Source organism: Kitasatospora sp. NPDC043950, from assembly GCF_056435345.1.
Genome location: NZ_JBWKER010000011.1, coordinates 76,162 through 95,811 on the forward strand (window position 1 = coordinate 76,162; position 19,650 = coordinate 95,811).

Annotated in this window: 18 protein-coding genes; 9 read left to right on the forward strand and 9 right to left on the reverse strand. The window is 73.1% G+C overall.

Going from position 1 to position 19,650, the window contains the following annotated elements:
* Window positions 1–192: 192 nt before the first annotated feature.
* Together AC07BF_RS10050 and AC07BF_RS10055 are read right to left on the reverse strand one after the other, a co-directional pair.
* Window positions 193–639, reverse strand: a complete 447-nt coding sequence (locus tag AC07BF_RS10050) for a YjbQ family protein (RefSeq protein ID WP_350875241.1) — start codon at window positions 637–639, stop codon at window positions 193–195.
* A 241-nt stretch (window positions 640–880) separates the two neighbouring features.
* Window positions 881–1,147 (reverse strand): hypothetical protein, encoded by a 267-nt coding sequence (locus AC07BF_RS10055; protein ID WP_063349971.1) that lies wholly within the window; start codon window positions 1,145–1,147, stop codon window positions 881–883.
* Between the two features lie 799 nt (window positions 1,148–1,946).
* Here AC07BF_RS10055 and AC07BF_RS10060 point away from each other — a divergent pair.
* The gene (locus AC07BF_RS10060) at window positions 1,947–4,157 is read left to right on the forward strand and encodes a bifunctional glycosyltransferase/CDP-glycerol:glycerophosphate glycerophosphotransferase (RefSeq protein WP_478333198.1); all 2,211 of its coding nucleotides are present in this window, start codon (window positions 1,947–1,949) and stop codon (window positions 4,155–4,157) included.
* 88 nt (window positions 4,158–4,245) lie between these two features.
* Here the strand turns inward: AC07BF_RS10060 and AC07BF_RS10065 are convergent, their stop codons facing one another.
* On the reverse strand, window positions 4,246–4,458 hold the full coding sequence (locus AC07BF_RS10065) for an EF-hand domain-containing protein (RefSeq protein WP_363579329.1): 213 nt from the start codon (window positions 4,456–4,458) through the stop codon (window positions 4,246–4,248).
* A gap of 174 nt (window positions 4,459–4,632) precedes the next feature.
* Between AC07BF_RS10065 and AC07BF_RS10070 the strand changes: the two genes are divergently transcribed.
* Window positions 4,633–5,301 carry a lysophospholipid acyltransferase family protein gene (locus AC07BF_RS10070; protein WP_363579331.1) on the forward strand — a complete coding sequence of 223 codons (669 nt, stop codon included), beginning with the start codon at window positions 4,633–4,635 and terminating at the stop codon, window positions 5,299–5,301.
* A 92-nt stretch (window positions 5,302–5,393) separates the two neighbouring features.
* Here the strand turns inward: AC07BF_RS10070 and AC07BF_RS10075 are convergent, their stop codons facing one another.
* Both AC07BF_RS10075 and AC07BF_RS10080 read right to left on the reverse strand, forming a co-directional pair.
* Window positions 5,394–7,235 (reverse strand): ABC transporter ATP-binding protein, encoded by a 1,842-nt coding sequence (locus tag AC07BF_RS10075; RefSeq protein ID WP_478333199.1) that lies wholly within the window; start codon window positions 7,233–7,235, stop codon window positions 5,394–5,396.
* 169 nt (window positions 7,236–7,404) lie between these two features.
* A complete protein-coding gene (locus tag AC07BF_RS10080; RefSeq protein WP_363579335.1) occupies window positions 7,405–8,178 on the reverse strand; it encodes an SDR family NAD(P)-dependent oxidoreductase in 774 nt (257 codons plus the stop codon).
* A 155-nt stretch (window positions 8,179–8,333) separates the two neighbouring features.
* Here AC07BF_RS10080 and AC07BF_RS10085 point away from each other — a divergent pair, with 155 nt between their 5' ends.
* From AC07BF_RS10085 to AC07BF_RS10100, 4 genes are all read left to right on the forward strand, one after another.
* Window positions 8,334–8,561 (forward strand): hypothetical protein, encoded by a 228-nt coding sequence (locus AC07BF_RS10085; protein ID WP_363616679.1) that lies wholly within the window; start codon window positions 8,334–8,336, stop codon window positions 8,559–8,561.
* A gap of 271 nt (window positions 8,562–8,832) precedes the next feature.
* Window positions 8,833–9,576, forward strand: coding sequence for a hypothetical protein (locus AC07BF_RS10090; RefSeq protein WP_478316640.1), 744 nt, complete (start codon window positions 8,833–8,835; stop codon window positions 9,574–9,576).
* Window positions 9,573–10,505 (forward strand): DUF6895 family protein, encoded by a 933-nt coding sequence (locus AC07BF_RS10095; RefSeq protein WP_478333200.1) that lies wholly within the window; start codon window positions 9,573–9,575, stop codon window positions 10,503–10,505. The genes AC07BF_RS10090 and AC07BF_RS10095 overlap by 4 nt, the downstream gene beginning before the upstream one ends.
* Window positions 10,502–11,515: a serine hydrolase domain-containing protein gene (locus AC07BF_RS10100; RefSeq protein ID WP_363579343.1), complete on the forward strand. Its 1,014-nt coding sequence runs from the start codon at window positions 10,502–10,504 to the stop codon at window positions 11,513–11,515. The genes AC07BF_RS10095 and AC07BF_RS10100 overlap by 4 nt, the downstream gene beginning before the upstream one ends.
* Window positions 11,516–11,579: 64 nt before the next feature.
* On the opposite strand, the gene AC07BF_RS10105 is transcribed toward AC07BF_RS10100, so the two are convergent.
* Window positions 11,580–12,176, reverse strand: a complete 597-nt coding sequence (locus AC07BF_RS10105) for a LysE family translocator (RefSeq protein WP_363579657.1) — start codon at window positions 12,174–12,176, stop codon at window positions 11,580–11,582.
* 204 nt (window positions 12,177–12,380) lie between these two features.
* Between AC07BF_RS10105 and AC07BF_RS10110 the strand changes: the two genes are divergently transcribed.
* Window positions 12,381–13,820 carry an aminotransferase-like domain-containing protein gene (locus AC07BF_RS10110; protein WP_478316646.1) on the forward strand — a complete coding sequence of 480 codons (1,440 nt, stop codon included), beginning with the start codon at window positions 12,381–12,383 and terminating at the stop codon, window positions 13,818–13,820.
* 141 nt (window positions 13,821–13,961) lie between these two features.
* Here AC07BF_RS10110 and AC07BF_RS10115 read toward each other — a convergent pair whose 3' ends face one another.
* The 3 genes from AC07BF_RS10115 to AC07BF_RS10125 are packed head-to-tail and all read right to left on the reverse strand — an operon-like array spanning window position 13,962 to window position 17,430.
* A complete protein-coding gene (locus tag AC07BF_RS10115) occupies window positions 13,962–14,867 on the reverse strand; it encodes an SDR family oxidoreductase (RefSeq protein WP_400325832.1) in 906 nt (301 codons plus the stop codon).
* Entirely contained in the window at window positions 14,864–15,871 is a 1,008-nt protein-coding gene (locus AC07BF_RS10120; protein WP_478333201.1) for an alpha/beta fold hydrolase, read from the reverse strand. The genes AC07BF_RS10115 and AC07BF_RS10120 overlap by 4 nt, the downstream gene beginning before the upstream one ends.
* Window positions 15,868–17,430 (reverse strand): flavin-containing monooxygenase, encoded by a 1,563-nt coding sequence (locus AC07BF_RS10125; protein ID WP_363579350.1) that lies wholly within the window; start codon window positions 17,428–17,430, stop codon window positions 15,868–15,870. Before AC07BF_RS10125 ends, AC07BF_RS10120 begins: the two co-directional genes overlap by 4 nt.
* Window positions 17,431–17,787: 357 nt before the next feature.
* Here AC07BF_RS10125 and AC07BF_RS10130 point away from each other — a divergent pair, with 357 nt between their 5' ends.
* Window positions 17,788–18,576 (forward strand): MerR family transcriptional regulator, encoded by a 789-nt coding sequence (locus AC07BF_RS10130; RefSeq protein WP_363579352.1) that lies wholly within the window; start codon window positions 17,788–17,790, stop codon window positions 18,574–18,576.
* Window positions 18,577–18,635: 59 nt separating this feature from the next.
* Window positions 18,636–19,649 (forward strand): ABC transporter substrate-binding protein, encoded by a 1,014-nt coding sequence (locus tag AC07BF_RS10135; RefSeq protein ID WP_400984327.1) that lies wholly within the window; start codon window positions 18,636–18,638, stop codon window positions 19,647–19,649.
* Window position 19,650: the final 1 nt, after the last annotated feature.

Consider the following 19,650-nt stretch of genomic DNA (forward strand, 5'->3'; position numbering starts at 1 on the left):
CTCACCCCCCCCCTCGCCCTGTTCCCCCCCCCCCCCCCCCCGCCCGCCCCCCCCCCCCCCCCCCCCCCCCCCGGTCCCGCCGTCGAGTAGAGCGTCGAGTCAGCCGAAGGAGTGTCGGCCGAAGAAGTCCTGGCCGAAGGAGTGTCGGCCGAAGGAGTGTCGGCCGAAGGAGCCTCGGCCGAGGGAGCCGGATCAGCCGAAGAAGGAGAGCCGCACGGTTCGGCGTGGATTGTCACCGTTGGTGTCGATCAGCACCACGGACTGCCAGATGCCGAGCGCCAGCTGGCCGCCGATCACCGGCAGGGTGGCGTGCGGGGCGACCAGGCCGGGCACCACGTGGTCCCGGCCGTGGCCGGGGCTGCCGTGCCGGTGGCGCCAGCGGTCGTCGGCGGGGAGCAGTTCGCGCAGGGTGGCGAGGAAGTCGTCGTCGCTGCCGGATCCGGTCTCCAGGACGGCGATTCCCGCGGTGGCGTGCGGGACGAAGACGTTGAGCAGGCCGTCGCGGCCGGCGGCCCGTTCGGTGAGGAACGCGGCACAGCGGTCGGTGATGTCGAGCGCGACCTCTCGGCTGCCGGTGGTGATCTCGAAGGTGGTGGTCTGGAAGAGGCCCTGGTGGGTGGAGTGGATGTTGTCCGCCATGGCGCCATCCTGACCCACCTCGGCGGACCTCGCGCAGCACCTCGCCGACTCCACCTGTGGGGGCGGCGAGGTGCACTAGGGTGAAAGGTTTAGACCACATCGGCCCAGCCGGGACGACCCCGGAGCCGGGTACGCCGAAGACCCGACGGTCCGTGTGGTCCGCCGGGTCGGGGTCCCGATCCGCATCGGGTGGCCCGGGAGGCCCCGGGCCGCGGAGCCGTGGGCCCCGAGCCGACGGGCGCTAGCCGCGCCCGCCGAAGAGGCTTCGCCGCAGCCGGCGCAGTGGCGTCAGCAGCGAGATCCGCGCGTGACGACGCTTGGCCGTCGGGGCGTCCGCGCCGCGCGGCGTCAGCTCCCTTATCAACCCGAGCGCCTCGGCGGTGTCCACCGCCGGGAGCGCGGGCGCGCCGAGCACGGCCAGGTGTCGGTCGATCCGACGGCCGGTCGTGCCGACACCGCACTGGATCGCCGGCACGCGGGGCCGAGTCCGCACTTGCATGTGTTCCATCAGTTTTCCCACCCCTACGAGGCGCCAGGGCCGTGAGGCGAAGACTATCCGCGATGGACGGCCTTCGCGCAACCGTCCTTGGTGTTGTGCCACCGTATCGTGCGGCGTCAACTGACGATGCACCAGGGGCCACCAGGCCGATCACGACTAGGCATCAATGATGGTGCACGACCGGCCATCTGTCAGCAGTACCCGGGGCACGGGCACGGCGCCCGGCCACGCGGCGCGCGCCGGGCGCACGCGACCCCGCACGCGTCCCTGCGGACGGTCCTGCCGGTGGTCCCGCGGGCGGCCCGCCGGTCCGCCCGAGAGCCATGAGGGATGCGGCGGTGGACACGACGCGGATGCCGCGGTGGATATAGGGGACAGCCGGGGCCATCGACAAAGCGACCGGTCGACACCTCCAGGCTTCATGAAGTGAACACATTCGAGGGATTGACTCCCGGCAATCCTCCAAGCAATATCTGTGAGAACACGTGCGCGCCCGCATCGCACCCGGGTGCGTGTTCGAGTGATGAAGAACTCCGGCTCCCGCGAGCCACTGCCCGGCCGCCTCGACGCTGCGGTGGCCAGGCTCGCGAGGTGCCCGGAAAGGCGGCCGGCCGTAGAGGGTCGGCCGGGCCGCCGCCAGGCTGCCGGTGCCGCCCCGTTCAGGGCCCGGCACCGGCGGTTCCGGGCCCAGGGGCGACCGTGGCCACGGCTCCACGGCAACCGGTCAGCCCGGCCGGTCACCTCGACCGATCACTCCGGCCGGACGTCCCCGCAGGTCGCACCCGGTGGATCGGTAGACTCGGCCAGCGTGCCCCTCCTCCTCAGCATCGTGCTCCCGGTCCACGGCGTGGAGCGGTTCCTGCCGCGCTGCCTCGACTCGATCCTCGGCGACACCCCCGCCACGGAGTCCCGTTTCGAGGTGATCGCGGTCGACGACCTCTCCCCCGACGGCTCCGGCGCGATCCTGGACGCCTACGCGGCCCGCGATCCCCGACTTCGGGTCCTGCACCTCACCGAGAACCAGGGCCTCGGCGGCGCCCGCACCGCCGCCTTGGCGCAGGTGCGCGGCGAGTACGTCTGGTTCGTGGACAGCGACGACTGGCTGCCCGAGCGGACGGTGGGCGCGATCCTGGACGAACTGGAGCGGGAGCAGGAGCGGCAGCGCGGGACCGGGACGCCCGCCGACGTCCTGCTCACCGGCTTCACCCACGTCTACCCGGACGGCGGGACCGAGCCGAACCCCTGGCGCCACGTGCTGGCCGACTCCCCGCTGGTCGAGGGGTGCACGCTGGCCGAGCACCCGGCGCTGTTCCAGACCGTGATGTCGGTCTGGAACAAGGTGTTCCGCCGCGCCTTCCTGGAGGGCCTCGGCGTCTCCTTCGGCCGCGGCTACTACGAGGACATCTCGGTCACCTACCCCGCGCTGCTGGCCGCCGAGCGGCTGCGCTACCTCGACCGCCCCTGCTACTTCTACCGGCGCGGCCGGGACGGCGCGATCACCGCCACCGCCTCCCCCAAGCACGCCGACGTGTTCGCCCAGTACGACGCGATCTTCGCCTTCCTGGACCGCCCGGACCGCCCCGGCCGGCCCGTCCCCGACGCGCTGCGCACCCTGGTCTTCGACCGGACCGTCCGGCAGGCGCTGAACGTCTACGACACCCCCGGGCTGGTCCCCGTCGACCGGCGCAAGGACTTCTTCCGCCAGATCGCCCGGCACTTCACCCGGCACCGCCCGACCGGCTACCGCTACCCCGGCGGCGTGCGCGGCGTGCAGTACCGGCTGGCCGCGCGCGGCGCCCGGATCGCGTACGCGGAGCTGCGCCGCACCGGGCAGCTGCCGCGAGAACTCAAGCGCGGGGCACGGGCGGTGGCCCCGGCCGTGAAGAAGGGCGTGCGCAGCGGCGCCCGGTTCACCGCGTACAACGCCTTCCGCCGGCTGCCGCTGGACGAGCACCTGGCGGTCTACGCGGCGTACTGGCACCGGGGTTACGCGTGCAGCCCGGCGGCGATCTACGAGAAGGCCAGGGAGCTGGCGCCGCAGATCCGGGGCGTGTGGGTGGTGGAGAACCGCAAGCAGGCCGCGGCCATGCCGCCCGGCGTGCCGTACGTGATCGTCAACACCCCGGCCTACCTCAAGGCGATGGCGACCGCCAAGTACTTCGTCAACAACGTCAACTTCCCGCGCACGATGGCGAAGCGGGCGGGCACCGTGCACGTGCAGACCCAACACGGCACCCCGCTCAAGGCGATGGGCATGGACCTGCGCGAACGCCCCGAAGCCGCCGAGGGGATGGACTTCGACCGGCTCCAGGAGGCCGTCGACCGCTGGGACTTCCTGGTCTCCTCCAACCCGCACACCAGCGAGCACTTCACCCGCGCCTTCCCCGGCCGGTACGAGATGCTGGACACCGGCTACCCGCGCAACGACCGGCTGGCCAACACCACACCGGACGGAGTGCGGGCCGTGCGCGAGCGGTTCGGGCTGCGGCCGGACACCACGGCCGTGCTGTACGCCCCGACCCACCGCGGCGACCAGGGCGGCTACGTGCCGCTGCTGGACGTCCGGGAGCTGGCCCGGCGGCTGGGCCCGGACTTCACCCTGCTGGTGCGCACGCACTACTTCCACACCGGCGGCCCGGGCGACCTGGCGGCGGGCGAGGGTTCGGCCGCGATCGTCGACGTCTCGGCCCACCCGACCGTGGAGGACCTCTACCTCGCGGCGGACGCGCTGGTGACGGACTACTCGTCGATGATGTTCGACTACGCGGTGCTGGACCGGCCGGTCGTGATCTTCGCGCCGGACTGGGAGGAGTACCAGCGGGTGCGCGGCGTCTACTTCGACCTGTTCGAGCAGCCGCCGGGGGCCGTCACGGTGGACCCGGACGGGCTGGCGAAGGCGCTGCTGGCGGGCGATCCGGAGCCGGCCGCGCGGGCGCGCTTCCGGGCGCGGTTCTGCCCGTGGGACGACGGCGGGGCGGCGGAGCGGGTGGTGCGCCGGGTGTTCCCGGTGGAGTCCTGAGGCGTCGCGCGGCGCTCCCGGAGCCCTGAGGAGCCGGGTGGCACCGGGCCCGGCGCCGCCGGTACGGCGACCGGACCCGTCGGCACGCTCAGCGCTGGCGGGCGGCCAGGAACTCGTCGAAGGTCAGGAAGCCCTGGTGGTGGGTGTCCATGGCGTGGATCAGGGCCTCGGCCATCGACAGCGTCACGTCGTGGTCGCCCATCTCGTTCGCGACCAGCGCGTATTCGGCCGGAGTGATCTTGCCGTCGCCGTTCTTGTCGAAACGGTCGAACATGGCCTTGATCGCCTCGGTGGTCTCCATCGTGCCCTCCTGGTACTGCGGGGTTGTGCTCTGTTCGGACGGGCGTACCCTACCCGGCCGTGGTGCGCGCCACGGTCGCCGGGAGTGGACGGCCGCGGGGGTGGTTGTCGTAGTCTGCGGATCTGATTGCAGGCCCGGGCTCCTCCCGGGCGATCGTTCGTCCAGGGAGGGACCATGCTCGATCTCGCCACCAGGCTGGTGCTGAAACCCGTCTCACGCGGCATCTGGCGGCCGACCATCGAGGGCATCGAGAACGTGCCGCGCAAGGGCGGGGTCATCCTGGCCAGCAACCACCTGTCCTTCATCGACAGCGTGGTGATCCCGCTCACCGCCCCGCGCCGGGTCCACTTCCTCGCCAAGGCCGAGTACTTCACCGGAACGGGGCTCAAGGGCCGGCTCTCCAAGGACTTCTTCGAGGCGATCGGCGCGGTGCCGGTCGAGCGCGGCACCTACCGTTCCGCTCAGGCCTCGCTGGAGTCGGCGCTGGAGATCCTGGAGGACGGCAAGGCCTTCGGCATCTACCCCGAGGGCACCCGGTCGCTGGACGGCCGGCTCTACCGGGGCAAGACGGGCGTCGCCTGGCTGGCGCTGACCGCGGGCGTACCGGTGGTGCCGGTGGCGCTGGAGGGGCCTGAGCAGATCCTGCCGGTCGGCAAGCGGGTGCCGCGGATCAAGAAGGTGACCGTCCGGTTCGGCGAGCCGCTGCACTTCGACGAGCTGCACGGGCAGGCCCGCTCGCTGAAGGCCCGTCGACAGGTGACCGACGAGGTGATGGCGGCGATCCAGCGGCTCTCCGGCCAGGAGGTCGCGGAGAGCTACAACGAGGCGCCGAAGGCCGCGTAGGCCCCGGCCGCGCGCCGCACCGCATCACACCCCGCCACACCTCGCTACGTCACACCCCGCCACATCACGCCTCGCCGCACCCGCTCGGGCGCTCACACGTGTCCGAGCGCGGCCGGCTCCGGTACGACGACGGCCGGCTCCGGCGCCTCCCGGCGCAGCAGCGCCGCGTAGCGGCCGTCCAGCTCCACCAGTTCCTCATGGGTGCCGAGTTCGACCACCTCACCGTGGTCGAGGACGGCGATCTGGTCGGCGCCCCGGACGGTGGAGAGCCGGTGCGCGATGGTGATGGTGGTGCGGCCGGCGGCCAGGGTGTCCACGGCCTGCTGGACGGCCTGTTCGGTGCGGTTGTCGAGCGCGCTGGTGGCCTCGTCGAGGATCAGCACCGGCGGGTTGCGCAGGATCGTCCGGGCGAGCGCGAGGCGCTGCTTCTCGCCGCCGGAGAAGCGGTAGCCGCGCTCGCCGACCAGGGTGTCGTAGCCGTCCGGCAGGGCGGCGATGGTCTCGTGGACCTGCGCGGCCCGGGCGGCTTCGACCAGTTCGGCGTCGGTGGCCTCCGGCTTGGCGAAGCGCAGGTTCTCGGCGACCGAGGCGTGGAACAGGTAGGTCTCCTGGGAGACCACGCCGACCGCGCGGGCCAGCGTGTCGAAGGACAGTTCGCGCACGTCCACGCCGTCGATGGTGACCCGGCCGCCGGTGACGTCGTACAGACGCGGGACGAGGTAGCTGAGCGTGGTCTTGCCGGAGCCCGTCTCACCGACCACGGCCAGCGAGCTCCCGGCCGGGACCTTGAGTTCGACCCCGGAGAGCGTCGGCCGCTCCTGCGCGGGGTCGTAGCGGAAGTCGACGTCCTCGAAGCGGACCTCGCCGCGGATGTCGGTCAGTTTCCGCGGCTTCGGCGGCTCGGCGATCTCCACCGGCAGGTCGAGGTACTCGAAGATGCGCTGGAAGAGCGCGAGCGAGGTCTGCACGTCCACGCCGGTGGAGAGCAGGCTGACGGTCGGGCGGAACAGGCCCTGCTGGAGGGTGACGAAGGCGACCAGGGTGCCGACCGAGACGATCGGCGCGCCGCCCGCCGCGGACAGCCCCGCCGCCCAGTAGATGACCGCGGGCATCGCGGCCATGACGATCTGGATGGTGTTCATCCGCCAGCGCCCGGCCATGCTGGACCGCACTTCGAGGTCGGCCAACTGGTCGGACTGCCCGGTGAACTCACGGGCGAGCGAGTCGGAACGGCCCATCGTGCGGCCGAGCAGGATGCCGCTGACCGACAGCGACTCCTGGACCGCCGAACTCATCGCGGCCAGCTGCTTCTGCCGCTCGGTGGTGATCTTCTTGCGCTCGTTGCCGACCCGCCGGCTGATCCAGACGAACAGCGGGAGCAGCAGCAGCGAAACGACGGTGAGCCGCCAGTCGAGCGCGACCATGGCGACCACGGAGGCGATCACCGCGGTGAAGTTGGAGACCAGGCTGGTCGCGGTGGACGTCACGGTGGACTGCATGCCGCCGATGTCGTTGGCGATCCGGGACTGCACCTCGCCGGTGCGGGTGCGGGTGAAGAACGCCAGCGACTGCCGTTGCAGGTGGCTGTAGACGGCGGTGCGCAGGTCGTGCATGACGCGCTGGCCGACGGTGGTGGAGATCAGCGTCTGCAGGACGTTGAAGATGCTGTTCACCACGGCCGCGAGAACCATGCCGAGCGCGAGCAGGCTGAGCAGCCCGGTGCGGCCCTGCGGGATCGCGGTGTCCAGGACCGCCTTGAGCAGGAACGGCGAGACCACCGACACCACGGCGGAGGCGGCCACCAGCAGCCCGACGACGGTGAGGCGGCCCGTGTACGGGCGGAAGAGGCCGAGGATGCGCCGCCACTGGGCCGGCGGGCGGGGCTCGCCCTGGGCGCGTTCGGGCGGGGTCCAGTTGATGGTGGTGGGTCTCAAGGGCAAACCTCCGTGGGTGGGGCGGTCGGACGGCCGCAAGCATAGCGAGAATAGCTCATAGTTAGACTAGCTAATAGTGAGGCTGGATCTATTCCCACGGCGCCGCGACCGCCCGGCCTACCGTCCGGCCGCCCCGACCGCCCCGACCGCCCCGACCGCCCCGACCGCGTCAGTTCGTCCGGTAGCTGCGCGCCGCCTTCGAGGACAGGCCGCCCAGCCGGCCGGAGGGCAACAGGCGGGCGAGGGCCACCACCGCCTTGTAGCGCTTGCCCGGCACGGACAACGAGCGGCCCCGGGCCAGGTCGCGCATCGCCTCCGCCACCACCCGCTCGGCCGAGAGCCAGGACCAGGCCGGAATGTTGCCGGTGCCCATGCCGGCCCGCTGGTGGAACTCGGTGCGGGTGAAGCCCGGGCAGAGCGCCATCATCCGCACCCCGGTGCCACCGAGGTCGCGCAGCACGCCCTGGGTGAAACTCACCACCCACGCCTTGCTCGCCCCGTACGTGCCGCGCGGCAGGAACGCCGCCACCGAGGCGACGTTCACGACCGCGCCGCGACCGCGCTCGCGCATCCCCGGCAGGGCCGCCGTGGTCAGCCGCAGGATCGCCTCGATGTGCACCTTCAGCATGTCCAGCTCGTCCTGGAGCGGGACGGTCCCGAACGCGCCCTTGTTGCCGAAACCGGCGTTGTTGACGAGCAGGTCCACCGGGCGGGCGGAGTCGGCGAGCCGGGCCTCGACGGCCGCGATGCCCTCGTCGGTGGCGAGGTCGGCGGTCAGCACCTCCACCTCGATTCCGTGCTCGGCGTGCAGGTCGGCGCTCGCACGCTCCAGGCGCCCGGTGTCCCGGGCCACCAGGACGAGCTGGTAGCCGCTGCGGGCGAGCCGGCGGGCGAACGCGGCTCCGATGCCGGCGGTCGCGCCGGTGATCAAGGCTGTGGTCATGCCCCCGACGGTACCGACTCACCGCGGCCGCGCCCACTCCGAACGGACTATCCCTGCCGGCCATCTGCGGATGCAGGTACCGGACCGCGCCCGTACCGTTCGGACGGGGGCATCGCCCGACCGGGCGGTGACGCTCAACTGAGGAGGCACTTCTGATGCTTACTCACTGCCGGACCCACAAGGCCACGACCACGCCGACCGCCACGACCACGCCGACCGCGACGACCGCGACGCGCGCCGAGACGGACACACTCGCGAGCCTGATGGTGGAGGACGAGGCCGTCGTGTCCGACGCGCCCACGTACTCGCCCGAAGCCCTCGGACTCCTGCTGCTGGCGCTGTTGCTGTCGCCGAAGCCGCCGAAGGAGAAGTCGACCCGCTAGCAGCCGGGCGACCCGATCACCGACCCGGTAGCCGGGCGGCCCGATCGCGGGGCCGGTCCACCGACGTGGACCGGCCCCCCTTCCCCGGCTCCTCGGCGGGCCTGACGAGGGCTCGTGAGCCCGAGTTCGTGAACCGTCCGCGCGAACCCGCGCTCGTGAGCCCACGCTCGTGAGTCCGTCCGCGTGAACTCGCGCCCGTGAGCCCGTCCGCGCGAACCCACGCCCGCGAGGCCGCCCGCCGGGGGCTCCCCGACCAGGAGGAACACCACCGATGCCCTTCGCCGAGACGCCACTGCGCGACGAGTACGCCGCAGCCGTCGAACGGGTGGCGCGCCGGACCCTCGACGCCGTCCGGGGCGACGGAGGCACAGCCGCGCTCGCGGACCCGGACGGCGCCGTGCCGCGCCCGACACTGGCCGCGCTGCGGGTGCTCGGCGCGGACCTCTTCGCCCCGCAACTACTCTCCGGGGCCGCGCCCGACGGGCCCACCTCCGTACTGCTGGCCGAGGCGCGGCAGGCCTTTCCGGCACCGGACTCGGCAGCGGCCTCGGCCGACGCCGCGCTGGTGATCGCATGGCAGGACTGGGCGGCCGGGCAGGTGCTCGCCCGCACGCCTTCCGGAACCGGTGCCCCGCCGCCCGTGCCGCCTCCGGGCCCGGAGGCCGTCGGCTGGCAGACCTGGTCGGTACGGATGGCCCAGCTGTCCGTCCTGGCGCTGCCCGGGCTCGACGGCCCGGTGCACGACACCGCCCGCGCGCACACCCTGGCCCTTGCCCGCGGCACCGTCCGCTCCATGCTGCGCCGCGACCTCCCCACCGCCGCCCGGCTCGCCCGCTGGCTCGCCTGGGCCGGTGCCGAGGGCCGGCCGCTGCGGCTGGAGGTCGAGCCCGTCCTGGAACGCATCCGGCTGGCCGGCAACGGCAGCGCCCGCACCGGACTCGAGCTGGCCGTCGCCCGTCGACTGCTCGACCGCTCCTCCCGTCCGCCGACCGACCGACGGAGCCGGGTCCGATGACCGACACCCACGTCCTCGCCACCGCGCAGCGGCTCGCCTCCCGCGCGCTGGCCTGGCTGCACGCCTCCCACGCCGACGGCCTCGGCCGGATCCCGGACAACACCGTGGTCGACCTCTCCGACCCCGACGACGCCTACAAGCCGCTCGGCGAGATCGCGCTGGCCGCTTCGCTGATCCTGCGCGACGGCGTCACCGGGCCCACCGAGGCCCGCACCGCACGCGAGCTGCTCAACCACGCCTGGGCGCAACTGCGCGAGGGCGACCTGCTGTACGAGCGGCAGCTGCGCCACTTCACCATGACCGACCCGCTGGAGACCTACGCCCACTTCGCCCGGGCCGGCTACCGCCACCCGGCGCTGGAGGAACTGCTCGATTCGCTCAGCCGGTTGCGGGCCGCGCACGCCGAGGAGATCCACCCCAACCGGCGCCTGGGGGTCGCCAACGCCCGACGGGTCATCGGGCTCGCCCACCAGCCGGACTGGGCCGCACTCGCCGCCGGCACCTGGCTGGGCGCCACGCCCGAGCCGTGGGCCGTCAACTGGATGACCGGCTACGACATCACCCACACCGTCTTCCACCTCACGGACTGGGGCGCCCGCCCGGACGGCCTGCCGGAGCCGATGCGCGACCACGTGCGCGACTGGCTGCCGGCCTGGCTCGACATCTGGCTGGAGATCGGCCAGTGGGACCTCGCCGCCGAACTCCTCGTGGTCGACGCGTGCATCGGTGAGCCGGCCACCGGGCGGCAGGGCTGGGACGCGCTGGCCGCCGTCCAGCACGAGGACGGCCTGCTGCCGCGCGACGCCGACCCGGTCGACGAGGACCGCGCGCAGGCGTTCCAGGACCACCAGCACACCGCCGTCGTCGCGGTGGTGGCCGGTGGCATCACGCTCGCCCGGGCGCTCGGGGCCACCACGGCGGTCGCGTGAACGGGCTGGGTCCGGCGGTCGCGGAGGTGGTGCGCGCGGCCGGGCCGTACGCCAGCGCCGTCACGGTCGCCGTCGCGCGCGGGGACGCGGAGGAGGTGCGCTGCCACGGGCGGCTCGGGCACGGGCGGACGGCCGCGTGCTCGCCGGACACCGTCTTCGAACTCGGTTCGGTCAGCAAGACCTTCACCGCGCTGCTGCTGGCACAGATGGCCGCGCGCGGAGACGTCTCCCTGGACGACACGGTGGAACGCCGCCTGCCGGACTGCTGGCGCCCGGTGACCGTCCGCTCCCCCGAGCCGATCCGGCTGCTGCACCTGGCCACCCACACCTCGGGCCTGCCCCGGCTGCCGCCCGGACTGGCCGCGCGCGCCGTACCGACCTGGTTCACCAATCCGTACGTCGCGTTCGGGGACGAGCAGTTGAGGGCAGGGGTGGCCCGAACCACCGTACGGTGCAGGCCCGGCAGCCGGTACCGGTACTCCAACTACGGCGTCGCACTGCTCGGTCGGGTGCTCTCCGAGACGGGCGGGTCGCCCTATGGGGAACTGCTCGCCGAACGGGTCCTCCGACCGCTGGGCCTCGGTGCCACCACCTGTACGGCGGACCCGCCGGGGCGGGCGGTCGGGTACCGGCGCGGGCAGGAACTGCCACCCTGGCACATCCCCGGACTGCCGGGGGCCGGCGCGCTCCGGGCGAGCGGGGCCGACCTGTTGCGCTACCTGAGGGCGCATCTCGGCGGTGGCCACGGCGAGTTGGCGGCCGCGCTGCGCGAGGTCCAGCGACCGCGGCTGCGGCTGCCGCGCTCGACGGACGAGCTGTGCCTGGTGTGGAACCACCGCCGCCCGGGCGGGCGCGACCTGTACTTCCACGCCGGGGCGACCCGGGGGTTCACCGCCTTCGTCGGGTTCTCGCCCCAGGCGTCGGCCGCGGTGGCGGCCCTGGCCAACACCGGGCCGTCGCTGGACGGGCGTTTCCTACAGGCGGCGTACGAGGTGCTGCGGGCGGCTTAGGACCCTGGGGGGTGCGGCACTGCGGCGCTGCGGCATCGCGGCACTGCGGGCCGAGGCGACGGGCCTAGGCTGCCACGGCTTTGGCGCGGTCGGCGGCGATGTGGACGGCGAGGCCGCCGAGGACCGTCCCCATCGCGTAGCGCTGGATCCGCAGCCAGGCGGGACGGCGGTTGAGGAAGGACGCGATGCCTCCCGCGCTCACCGCGATCAGCCCGTTGACGGTGACCGCCACCACGATCTGGGCCAGCCCCAGCACCAGGCTCTGCACCGCGACGTGACCGCGCTCGGGCGCCACGAACTGGGGCAGCAGCGAGATGTACATGATGGCGATCTTGGGGTTGAGCAGACAGGTCAGAAAGCCCATCGCGAACAGCCGGCGCGGCGGATCCGGCGGCAGCTGCTGCGGGGCGAACACCGCCGTACCGCCCGGACGGACGGCCTTCCAGGCCAACCACAGCAGGTAGCCGGCGCCGGCCAGCTTGATCGCGGTGTAGAGGGCGGGCACCACCGAGAACACGGCAGCCACGCCCGCCGTCACCGCGGCCAGGTAGACCAGGAAGCCGGCCGCGACCCCGATCAGCGACAGCAGCCCGGCGCGGCGGCCCTGGGCGATCGACCGGGAGACCAGGTAGATCATGTTGGGCCCCGGTGTCAGCACCATCCCGAGCGCCACGGCGGCGATCCCGAGTACGGCGTGCCCGCCCACAGCGGACAGGGCGGATGCGGCGGGAGCGGTGGGGGTCAGTGCTTCCATGCGAGGAGGCTAGGCCCGGCGTCGATCTCAATGCAATGATGACTTTGCACTCGGTGCAATATCGGTGCGATGCCGTGCAATGCCGTCAACTCGTGTGGAGGGGTCCCCCCGATGGACGACTACCGCCTGATCGCCGACGAGATCGCCGGCGCCATCACCGACGGGCGGCTGCGACCGGGCCGGCAACTGCCCACCCAGCGCGCCTTCGCCCGCAGCCGGGGCATCGCCAACTCCACGGCCGGGCGCGTCTACCGGGAACTGACCCGGCGCGGACTGACCACCGGGGAGGTCGGGCGCGGCACCTTCGTCCGGGCCGGGCAGGGGGCCGGCGGCGGGGCAACCGGCGGGCAGGTGGCACTCGCCGAACCGGCCGGCGCGCCGGTGGACCTGGAACTCAACTACCCCGCCGTCCCCGAGCAGGCCGGACTGCTGGCCACCGGACTGGCGCCGCTGCTCCGGGCCGACGCGCTGGGTGCCGCGCTCGCACCGGTGGGCGCGGCCGGGACGGGCGCGGCCCGGCAGGCGTTCGCGGCACTGCTGTCGGACGAACGCCGGACGGGCGGGGATCGGATGGACGGCGACCGGTCGGGCGGTGTCCGGTCGGGCGGGGACCCTTCGGGCGGGGATCAGGAGGTCAACCCGGAGATCGCCGGGGAGGAGTTGCTGTTCGCGGGCAACGGGCGGCAGGCCATCGCCGCGACGCTGTCCGCACTGGTGCTGCCCGGCTACCGGCTGGGGGTGGAGGCGCTGACCTACCCGGTGGTCAAGGCCGTCGCCCAGCGGCTGGGCATCACACTCGTGCCACTGGCCGTCGACGAGCACGGGCTGCTGCCCGACGCCGTGGCCACCGCCCACCGGGCCGCGCCGCTGCGCGCCGTCTACGTCCAGCCGAGGCTGCAGAACCCGCTCGGCGGGAGCCTGCCGTACGAGCGGACGGCCGCCCTCGCCGAGGAACTGCGCCGCCTCGACCTGCCGGTCGTCGAGGACGCGATCTGGTCCTTCCTCCGCCCGGAGCTGACCGCCCTCGCCAGCCTCGCACCGGAACGCACCGTCCTCGTCGACAGCCTCTCCAAGCGGCTCGCGCCCGGGCTGACCACCGGGTTCGCGGTCGTCCCCGTCGCGCTGCGCGAGCGGATCGCGGGCGCACTGCGCTCGGGTGGCTGGACGCCCAGCGGGTTCGCCCTGGAGGCGGCCGTGCGCTGGATCGGGGAGGGCACCGTGGCCGAGGTCGCGGCAGCCAAGCGCGCCGACGCCGTCGCGCGTCAGCGGCTGGCGCGCGAGGTGCTGGCGGGGCAGCACGTCCGGGCCGACCCCTGCTCGTACTACCTGTGGTGGGAGCTGCCGACGGCCTGGCGGGCGGAGACGTTCGTCGCGGCGGCGGCGCGGGCGGGCATCGCCGTCACACCCGCGGCGGCGTTCGCCGCCGACCCCCGGCGTTCCCCGTCCGCCGTCCGAGTCGCCCTGGCCTCGCCGCCGCTGCCCGTGCTGACGCGAGCGCTGGAGACGCTGGCGCGGATCGCGCGGGGGACGGCGGAGGAGTGGATGGAGTGACGGGCGGCCGGGCGGCCAGACGGACCGACGGACCGACGGACCGACGGACAACTGACGGATAACAGATAACAGCTGTTGAAATCTGTTATCTGTTATCCGTCAGTTGAAATCTGTCAGTTGTCAGTTGTCAGTCGACGGCCGTCAGTCGACGGCGCCGCTCCGGCCGCCCCGCACCGCCGTGTCCGCAGCTCCGCCGGCGCCGACGGCACGCAACCGGGAGGCGGCGGTGGCGGCGAGCTGGGGCGCGATCCGGGCGACGTCGCGGGAGCCGACCGCCGCGATCAGGCTCGGCAGCAGCCAGCGGACCGGCTGCATGCCGCGCAGCCAGGCCTGCGCGTAGACGTGGGCGGACCTCCGGGCGATGCCGGCGACGATCCGCTCCACTGCGGGCTCCAGCGGGTAGGTCTTGTTGGCCGGCCACGGCAGCCTGGTGCGCATCTGCTTGAGCACGGCGTCCTCGTCGGCGCCGCGCACCATGTCGGTGTCGGTCCAACTCAGGTATCCCACGCCGACCTTGACCCCCTGGTAGGCGACCTCGGCGCGGAGCGAGTGGGCGAAGGCCTCCACCCCGGACTTGCTGGCGCAGTACGCGCTCATCAGCGGCGCGGGAGTGAGCGCGGCGAGCGAGGCGATCTGCAGCAGGTAGCCCCGGCTCTCGGCGAGGGCGGGCAGGAAGGCCCTGGCCGTGGCGACGCTGCCGAGCAGGTTGACCTCGATCACCCGGCTGAACGCCCGGTGATCGCTGTCCGCCACCGGCCCGCCGATGGCGATGCCGGCGTTGGCGACCACCGTGTCGATCCGGCCGTAATGCTCCTTGATCCGACGGGCGGCGTCGCCGAGCGCGTCGAGGTCGGTGACGTCCACCTCCCAACTGGTCGCGGCCGCGCCGCACTGCGCCGCGACGGCCTTGAGCTCGTCCGGCTCCAGCCCCAGGAGGGCGACCTTGGCCCCGCGCCGGGCGAGCGTGCGGGCGAGCGAAGCCCCGACCCCGCGGGCGGCTCCGGTGACGACGACGACCTGCGCGGACAACGGCGGGATGGCGTTCATGCGGCGGCGGTCCTCTCGGAGACGGGCGCAGAGGCGGAGGAGGCGGAGGGGGCAGGAGCGGAGACGGCAGGAACGGAGACGGAAGCGGGCGCGGCGGACAGGTACGCGGCGGCCAAGCGGTGGATCTCGGCCGCGACCTCCACCGGCCGCTCCAGCGGCGCCATGTGCCCGACCCCCGGAAGCAGCAACAGCCCCTGTGGGTCGGCGAGTTCGGCGACGATCCGGTGCGCGTGCACCGGCGGGGTCAACCGGTCCGCGGTGCCGACCACGACCGCGGTCGGTACGGCGAGCCGGGCGAGTCCGGCGTGGACGTCCAGACGGTCGAGGACGCCCGCCCAGTTGGCACGGACGGCGGTCGGGCAGGCGTGCACGATCCGGGCCGTCGCCTCCACCTGCCCGGCGGACGAACCCGGGCCCATGGTCGCGTACTTGAGCACGACACGGCTGACCGGCGAGACCGGCCCGAGCGGCAGCCGGGAGCGCAGCAGCAGGCGGTTCAGGAAGCGACGCAGCCCCGGGGAACGCACCGCCTCGGGCAGCACGGTGAGTTCGGCCACCAGCTCCCCCGGCCCGGTGGAGACCAGGACGGCGGCGGCGGTCCGGGCGGCGATCTCGGGGCGGCCACCGGCGGCCATGATGGTCATCCCGCCCATGCTGTGCCCGGCGAGCACGGCCTTCTCCCCCGCCGGGACGGTCCGGGCGAGGACGGCGGAGAGGTCCTCGGCCAGTGCCCGGGTGGAGTAGCGGACCCGGCTCGACGGGATCTCGCTGTGCCCGTGGCCGCGCTGGTCGTAGGCCACCACTCGGTAGCGGTCGGCGAGTTGGCGAATCACCGGAGCCCAGAAGGCGGTTGAGCAGGTCCAGCCGTGGGCGAGCACGACGGTCGGCGCCCCGGACTGGCCGTGGACCTCGACGTGCAGCCGGATCCCGTCCGCCGATCGGATGCTCAACTCCTCGACGGGCACGGGCGAGACGTACTCGGCGGGCAGCTCGGCGGCGCTCATGCGGACACCTCCTGCGCGGTACGGGCGGCGTCCTGGCCGGCGCGCATGATCAGTTCGTACTCGCCGAGGTCGACCTTGCGGGTGGCGCGGCGGAACGCGGTGGTGGAGCCGGGCCAGAGCACGGTGTTCTTGCCGTTCGGATCCAGGTACCAGCTGCGGCAGCCGCCGGTGGTCCAGACGGTGCGGTCCATCCGGTGCTGGAGTTCTAGGTTCCACTGCCGCTGGGCCCGGACGGTGGGCTGCATCGCGGTGGCACCGATCGACTTGAGCGTGGTCAACGCGTCGATCAGGTAGTTCAGTTGGGACTCGATCATCAGGATCATCGAGCTGTTGCCGAGGCCGGTGTTGGGGCCGATCACGAAGAACAGGTTCGGGAAGCCGTGCACGGCCGAGCCGCGCAGCGCCTCCATGCCGTCCTTCCACTCCTCCGCCAGGCTGGTGCCGTTGGCGCCGAACACCCGGGCCCCGATGGGCATGTCGGTGACGTGGAAGCCGGTGCCGAAGACGATGGCGTCGACCTCGTGCTCGCTGCCGTCGGCGGCGACCAGGGTGGAGCCGCGCAGTTCACGCAGGCCGGAGGCGACGACCTCGGTGTTGGCCGCGGCGAGCGCCGGGTAGTAGGTGTTGCTGAGCAGGATGCGCTTGCAGCCGATCCGGTAGTCCGGGGTCAGCTTGGCGCGCAGGGCCGGGTCGGGAACGCCCTGGGCGAGGTGGCGTTCGGCGAGTTGCTGGACCACGCGCAGCATTCCCGGGCGGCGCACGAAGGCGTCCACCTGGAGCTCTCGGAGGGCGAACAGGGTGCCGCGGCGGATCTTCCCGGTGACCGGCACGCGGTCGTGCAGCCACTTCTCCAGCTGGCTGATCTCGCGGTCCCGGCGCGGCAGGACCCAGGCGGGCGTGCGCTGGAAGACCGTCAACCTGCCGACCTTCGGCTGGATCGACGGGATGATCTGGGCGGCGGAGGCTCCGGTGCCGACGATCGCAACCCGCTTGCCGGTCAGGTCGTAGTCGTGGTCCCAGCGGGAGGAGTGGAACACCTTGCCGGGGAAGGCGCCGAGCCCCGGCAGGTCGGGGATCTGCGGGTCCGCCAGTGGTCCGGCGGCGGAGACCACCGCGTCCGCGGTCCACTGACCGGCCGAGGTGGTGATCCGCCAGCGGACCTGCTCGGCCTCCCAACGCGCCTCCAGCACTTCGGTGTTGAACCGAAGGTGCGGGCGGAGGCCGAAGACTGTGGCGACCTTCTCCAGGTAGGCGCGGATGTCCGGCTGGCCGGAGAAGCTGCGCGGCCACGCGGGGTTGGGCGCGAAGGAGAAGGAGTAGAGGTGCGAGGGCACGTCGCAGGCGCAGCCGGGGTAGCTGTTGTCGCGCCAGGTGCCGCCGACCGAGTCCGCGCGCTCCAGGACGACGAAGTCGGTGATCCCGGCGCGGCGCAGCCGGACCGCGGCGCCGAGACCGCCGAAGCCGGAGCCGATCACCGCCACCCGCACGTGCGGGACGGCCTCGTCCGCCGCGGGGGCACCGGACGTGCCGGAGCGGGGGCGCTTGCTGCTGGATGCCATGCGGCCTCCTCCTGAGGGTGGGGCGATGATCTTCGCGCTGCCGTACCGTGGCGCCCGCTCGTGCCGCGCGTCCTGGCGCGCCGACGACGCCGTGCTCGTGCTGTGCTCGACTGCTCTCGTACCGCCCTGGCGCTGCTCTGATGTTGCCCTGATGCGCCCGGGTGAAGCCGCGGTGTCGCTCTGGTGCTGCTCCGCATGGTGCTGTGCGCACTGCCTTGGGCTCCCCGACGACCGGCGTCGGAGCCCCGCCAATCGCGCCAGTAATTACTGGCATGATTGGCAGGGTAGCCCTTGCTGACACCGGATGGAAGAAGCGCGGCCACCCGGATTCCGGGAGCCTTCGGAGGTGCCGGACCTATGCTGATCGCCGTGGACAAGGTCAGAGCTGCTGCGGGTGACGGAAAACGCGAGTACCGGGTGGAGGAACTGGCCGAGGCGGCCGGCATCACCAGCCGGACGCTCCGCTTCTACCGCGAGCGCAAACTGCTCCAGCCGCCCCGCAAGGAGGGCCGGATCGCCTGGTACGGCGAGGAGCACCTGGCCCGACTGCGGATGATCGGCGAACTGCTGGACCGCGGCCACACCCTGGGCGGCATCGCCGAACTGATCGGCGCCGGCGAGAGCGGGCGGGACGTCGCCGAGCTGATCGGGCTGGAGGCCGCGATCGTCGCCCCCTGGTCGGACGAGACCCCGGTGCGCCTGGACTGGGACGAACTCAGGACCGTCTTCAACGACCAGCTCACCGAGGAGAACACCGCCGAGTCGATCGCCCAGGGCTACATCACGATCGACGACGACGGGATCACCCACATCAGCCGCCGCCTGATGGACGCCACCACCGCACTCGTCGCCGAGGGCGTACCGCTCTCCGTGGTGCTGGACGCCAGCCGGCGCACCCAGGAGCACGTGGAAGCCATCGCCGAGATCTTCATCGACGTGGTCGGCGAGCACCTGCTCGGCGCCCTCGCCGCCGACGCCCCGCTGCCGCCCGGCGAGGCAGCCCGGCTCACCGAACGCATCCTGCGGGTGCGGCCGCTGGCCCGTACGGTCGTCGACGCGCAGTTCGCCCTCGCGATGGACCGGCGGGTGCCCGCCGAGTACGACGAACTGCTGCGCCAGCGACGGGAGAACGACACCGAGGCGTAACCCCTCCGACGGGAGGGCAGGGATTCCCGCGCCCTGCCCACCCGTTGGAGGAACCGCCGATGCCCAGACCCCTCAGTCGCCGCGCCGCGCTCGGCCTCGCCGCCGGGCTCACCCCGGGCCTCGCGCTCGCCGCCTGCGGACCGAACTCCCCGGCACCGTCCGACGGTTCGACCGGCGCGACCGGTGAATCCGGCGCGCCGGGCGGTTCCGGCGGATCCAGCGGGGCCGGCCCCCGGACCGTCCGGCACGCTCGCGGCGAGAGCACCGTACCGGCCCGGGCCACCCGGGTGGTGGCGCTGGACACCGACGCGCTGGACTCGGTGGTCACCCTCGGGCTCACGCCGGTCGGCGCGACCACCGTCACCGAGGGCGCTCCCTTCCCGGCCTACCTGCCCGCCGAACGGCTGGCCACGACGAAGGCCGTCGGCGCCATCGGGCAGCCCAACCTGGAGGCGATCGCGGCGCTGCGGCCGGACCTCATCCTGAGCAACCAGGTGCGCGACGACAAGCGGTACGACGAACTGACGAAGATCGCGCCGACCGTGCTGTCCAAGACCACCGGGCCCACCTGGAAGGAGAACGTCCGGCTGCACGCCGAGGCGATGGGCCGGCAGGCCGAAGCCGAAGCGGCCGACGCGGCGTACCGGACGAAGGCGCGGGACCTCGTCACCGCACTTGGTGGCCCGGCCAAGGCCGCCGCCACCCGGGTCGAGATGGCTCGTTTCCTCGCGGGCGCACCGACCAGGCTGTACCTCAACGACACCTTCGTCGGCTCGCTGTTCAAGGACCTCGGGCTCGGCCGGCCCGCCAACCAGGACAAGCCCGGGTTCTCGGTCGAGATCAGCCCCGAGCAGGTGGACCAGGCGGCGGCCGACGTCATCTTCTACTCGGTCTACGGGGACGCGGCCAAGTCCGACCAGGGCAGGATCACCGATGGCGCGCTGTGGAAGAGCCTGGACGCCGTCCGCACCGGCCGGGTGTTCCGGGTCGACGACAGCCTGTGGATGCTCGGGATCGGCTACACCGGGGCCGGCCTGATCCTGGACCAGATCCGGAAGCACCTCGCGCCCTGAG